The following is a 4,210-nucleotide window of genomic DNA, read 5'->3' as shown; positions in this document are numbered from 1 at the left end:
CACCGGCACAGGTGTTCCTGGGAGAGTACTCAGGAGCCCTGGACACAGCAGGTGCTGCACTTATTGCTTGAATCTAGGGTTTGATACTAAAGTGTTAGTTTTTTCTTATTAATCCTATAAGTGCTTTATAACCAATGGTTTGAGAGCTGATTGGCGAGAGGGTAAGTTCTTTTTTGACATCATTAAAGCGGTAAAAAAGAGTGCTGACTTGCACATTCAACTGAGATGATCTAAAAAAATGTAACCGATTACATTCTTGCATCGGCGCTTTCACAACCCATAACAATCCAACAACAACGAGGTGGATATGGATACCCCGCGACGCTTAAAACGCATGAGTTCACAGGCTCTATTGGCTGCCAGTGCCGTGACGCTGTCAGCGCTGGGTCTGCCTGGCTTTGCCCAAGCTCAAGACAACTCAGCAGAGCTGCCCATCGCCGTGCAAATGTACACACTGCGGGATTTTGGCAGCTTGGAAGAACAGTTAGCCGCTGTAAATAGGGCTGGTATTTCGGCGATTGAAACGGTGGGCACCCAGGAAGTGACTGCTGAAGAGCTCAATGCGTTGTTAGAAGAGCATGCGCTTGAGGTGATCTCAAGCCATGTGCAATTGGACGACCTGCGCAATCGCTTAGACGAAACGGTGGCGTTTAATCAGGCGGTAGGTAACGACACTTTAACGGTGCCTTATTTAGCCGAGGACGCGCGCCCTAGCGATGCCGAAGGCTGGCAGGCGCTGGGTGAAGAGCTAGGTGATATTGCCGCTGAGCTAGATGCCGAAGGGTTGCGCTTGGCGTATCACAACCACGATTTTGAAATGGAAGTGTACGACGATAAAACCGCCCTAGAGCATCTTTTTGATGCAGCCGGATCTGACCTGTTGGCAGAACTGGATCTCGCTTGGATCGCACGGGGCGGGTTTGATCCGGCAGAGTACGTGACGCGTTTTGATGGGCAACTGTTTGCTGTACACGCCAAAGATAACGCGCCAGAAGGCACCGCTGAAGAGGAGAGTGGGTTCGCAACACTCGGCAAAGGCGTACTGGATTGGGATGCGATATTACCCGCCATTGAGGCCACTGATATTGAGTGGTACATCATCGAACACGATATGCCGCTAGACGCTGAAGCGGTTATTACCGAAGGAAATAGCTTCCTAGAGGAGAAATTGGCAGCGCTTCGTGAAGAGTAATACACGCCTAAGCCATCTCATTTAGATGACAAACGCGAGGATGCTTTATGAAGCGCTACCTTATTGATCGGCGAAGCCTGCTGCGCCACAGCGTGACCGGTTCTATTGGTTTGGCGGCGCTACCTCTGCTTGGATCTCAAGCCCTATCTGAAGATAGGCCTTCCCAGCCGGCACTAAAAGGCAATATCCAGCATTCGGTTGCCCGCTGGACGTTTGATTTTTTGCGTCTGGAAGAGCTTTGCCAGCTTTCAACCGAGTTGGGCATTACGGCGATTGATCTGGTGGGGCCCGAAGAGTGGCCTGTGCTTCAGCGCTATGGGCTCGACTCCTCCATGTGTAATGGTGCCGAGTTGAGCCTTGAGGATGGCTGGGGCGACGCCCGTTTTCATGCCGAGCTGGTTGAGCGTTATCTCAACCATATCGATCTGGTCAGCCAAGCGGGTTATACCAATCTCATCTGCTTTAGCGGCAATGCCCGGGGTATGAGCCCTGAACAGGGTTTGCAAAATGCCGAAGCAGGTTTAAAGCAGGTGATCGCCCATGCGGAGTCAAAGGGAGTGGTGCTGCAGATGGAGCTGTTCAACAGCAAAATCGACCACCCCGACTACCTTTGCGATAACTCTGCCTGGGGAATTGAGCTTTGCCGTCGTCTTGATTCACCCAACTTCAAGCTGCTCTACGACATCTATCACATGCAGATTAGTGAAGGCGATGTCATTCGCACCATCCGTGAAAACCACCCGTTTTTCGGCCATTACCATACGGCCGGTGTGCCTGGGCGGCATGAAATAGATGACACCCAAGAGCTCAACTACCCCGCGATTTGTCGCGCTATTCGAGATACCGGCTTTAAGGGCTATATCGCCCAAGAGTTTATCCCTGACCGGACTAGCCAACAGGCAAAAATAGAATCACTGCAGGCGGCTATTCAGCTCTGCGACGTGTGATTCGACTCTAAAAACAACACAGTAAGGAAGATAACCATGCCAGATAATCACTACGATGCCATCGTGGTTGGCTCAGGCATTAGCGGCGGTTGGGCTGCTAAAGAGCTAACCGAGAAGGGGCTAAAGGTTTTGCTGCTTGAGCGTGGGCGCAATATTGAGCACGTAAAGGATTACCACAATGCCGACAAAGAGGCGTGGGATTATCCCCATCGGAATGAGCCAACTCAGGAAATGATCGCTAAATATCCTGTGCTCAAGCGCGACTACCCCCTTAATGAAGCCACCCTGGGCATGTGGGCGGATGAACAGGCCAATCCCTACGTAGAAGAGAAGCGCTTTGACTGGTTTCGCGGCTACCACGTAGGCGGGCGCTCGCTGCTTTGGGGCCGGCAAAGCTACCGGCTCAGCCCGATGGATTTTGAGGCCAACCAGCGGGAAGGCATCGCCATTGATTGGCCGATTCGCTACGAAGATCTCGCCCCCTGGTATGACTATGTGGAGCGCTTTGCCGGTATCGCAGGCACCCAGGAGGGGTTGGATATCCTTCCCGATGGCGAGTTTCTGCCGCCAATACCGCTTAACTGTGTGGAAGAGGATGCGGCCAAGCGCATTAAAGAGGCCTTTGGCGGGCAGCGTCATCTTATCCACAGCCGGGTGGCCAATATTACCCAGCCAAAACCGGAGCAAAACCGCGTCAACTGCCAATACCGTAATAAGTGCTGGCTGGGGTGCCCTTTTGGTGCCTATTTCAGCACCCAGTCCGCTACGCTTCCCGCTGCGGTAGCCACCGGCAATTTAACCTTGCGGCCGTTCTCGATTGTCAGCCAGGTGCTCTATGACAAGGATCGCCAGCGAGCGCGGGGTGTGGAAGTCATTGATGCCGAAACCCATGAAACCCACGAGTACACTGCCGATGTGGTGTTCCTTAACGCCTCGACCTTCAATACCACCTGGATCTTGATGAACTCCGCCACCGATGTCTGGGAAGGTGGCTTGGGCAGCAGTAGCGGCGAACTGGGCCACAACGTGATGGATCACCACTTCCGCTGTGGTGCCAGTGGCGAAGTGGAAGGCTATCAGGATAAATACTATTTTGGACGCCGCCCCGCAGGCTTTTACATTCCACGCTTTCGCAACGTAGGCGATGAGCAGCGTAGCTATGTTCGGGGGTTTGGTTATCAAGGCGCGGCGAGCCGTCAGGGCTGGGATCGCGAAATTGCTGAGCTCAATATTGGCGCTGATTTAAAACAAGCACTCACCCAGCCAGGCGGTTGGACAATCGGCATGACGGGCTTCGGCGAAATGCTCCCCGACCACGATAACCGCATCTCTCTGGATCACAGCGTTCGCGATAAGTGGGGGCTGCCGGTGCTGTCGATCAATGTGGAACTCAAGCAAAACGAGCGCGATATGCGCCGGGATATGGTTCAGGATGCGGTCGATCTGCTAGAGGCCGCGGGCGTGAAAAACGTCAAAGGCGACGTAGGCGATTACGCGCCGGGCATGGGGATTCATGAAATGGGTACCGCGCGTATGGGCCGTGACCCGAAAACGTCAGTGCTCAATAGCCATAACCAGGTGTGGGACGCGCCCAATGTGTTTGTCACCGATGGCGCCTGCATGACGTCATCCTCTTGCGTGAATCCATCCTTAACCTACATGGCACTTACCGCGCGGGCGGTGGACTATGCCGTGAAAGAGCTGAAGCGGGGTAACCTGTCATGAACCGTCGCGAGCTACTCAAAATGATCGCGCTGACGACCGGTGCAGCGATGATTGGAGGCAAATCCCTATTTGCCTTTAGCGATGCTGGCCAAGCAGACCACTCCTTTAGCAGCCAGGATGTAGAGCGGTTAGACGAACTTGCCGAAACGATTTTGCCACGTACCGATACCCCAGGCGCTAAGGACGCGGGCGTAGGGGAGTTTATGGCCATGTTCGTAAGCGACTGCTATACGCCCTCAGAGAGAGAGGTGTTTTATTTTGGTTTAGCGCTGACGGATCCCCACGAAATAGATAAGAAAATCAGGATGATATGATTGAAAAGGCCTGCATGGGTCGGCATGTTGTT

At 53.4% G+C, this 4,210-nt stretch carries 4 protein-coding genes; all 4 read left to right on the top strand.

Features of this window, described 5'->3' with window-relative positions:
• The first annotated feature begins 307 nt into the window (after positions 1 to 307).
• From CWI66_RS17200 to CWI66_RS17185, 4 genes are read left to right on the top strand one after another with little or no spacing between them, the layout of a single operon-like run.
• Positions 308 to 1,192, top strand: coding sequence for a sugar phosphate isomerase/epimerase family protein (locus tag CWI66_RS17200; RefSeq protein ID WP_232710997.1), 885 nt, complete (start codon positions 308 to 310; stop codon positions 1,190 to 1,192).
• Between the two features lie 47 nt (positions 1,193 to 1,239).
• Positions 1,240 to 2,139 (top strand): hydroxypyruvate isomerase family protein, encoded by a 900-nt coding sequence (locus CWI66_RS17195; protein ID WP_100732349.1) that lies wholly within the window; start codon positions 1,240 to 1,242, stop codon positions 2,137 to 2,139.
• Between the two features lie 36 nt (positions 2,140 to 2,175).
• Complete coding sequence (locus tag CWI66_RS17190; protein ID WP_100732348.1) at positions 2,176 to 3,864, top strand: GMC family oxidoreductase; 1,689 nt, start codon at positions 2,176 to 2,178, stop codon at positions 3,862 to 3,864.
• Positions 3,861 to 4,178, top strand: a complete 318-nt coding sequence (locus tag CWI66_RS17185) for a gluconate 2-dehydrogenase subunit 3 family protein (RefSeq protein WP_100732347.1) — start codon at positions 3,861 to 3,863, stop codon at positions 4,176 to 4,178. Before CWI66_RS17190 ends, CWI66_RS17185 begins: the two co-directional genes overlap by 4 nt.
• Positions 4,179 to 4,210 lie beyond the last annotated feature (32 nt).

The sequence above is a fragment of the Halomonas sp. 141 genome (assembly GCF_002810305.1).
In the GTDB taxonomy this organism is placed as follows: Bacteria; Pseudomonadota; Gammaproteobacteria; order Pseudomonadales; family Halomonadaceae; genus Vreelandella; species Vreelandella stevensii.
This window is presented reverse-complemented; position numbering and strand designations above follow the sequence as displayed.

Excerpts from the sequence above, each read along its gene's own strand:
- CWI66_RS17200 (WP_232710997.1), top strand. The coding sequence starts at position 308 with ATGGATACCCCGCGACGCTTAAAACGCATGAGTTCACAGGCTCTATTG.
- CWI66_RS17195 (WP_100732349.1), top strand. The coding sequence starts at position 1,240 with ATGAAGCGCTACCTTATTGATCGGCGAAGCCTGCTGCGCCACAGCGTG.
- CWI66_RS17190 (WP_100732348.1), top strand. The coding sequence starts at position 2,176 with ATGCCAGATAATCACTACGATGCCATCGTGGTTGGCTCAGGCATTAGC.
- CWI66_RS17185 (WP_100732347.1), top strand. The coding sequence starts at position 3,861 with ATGAACCGTCGCGAGCTACTCAAAATGATCGCGCTGACGACCGGTGCA.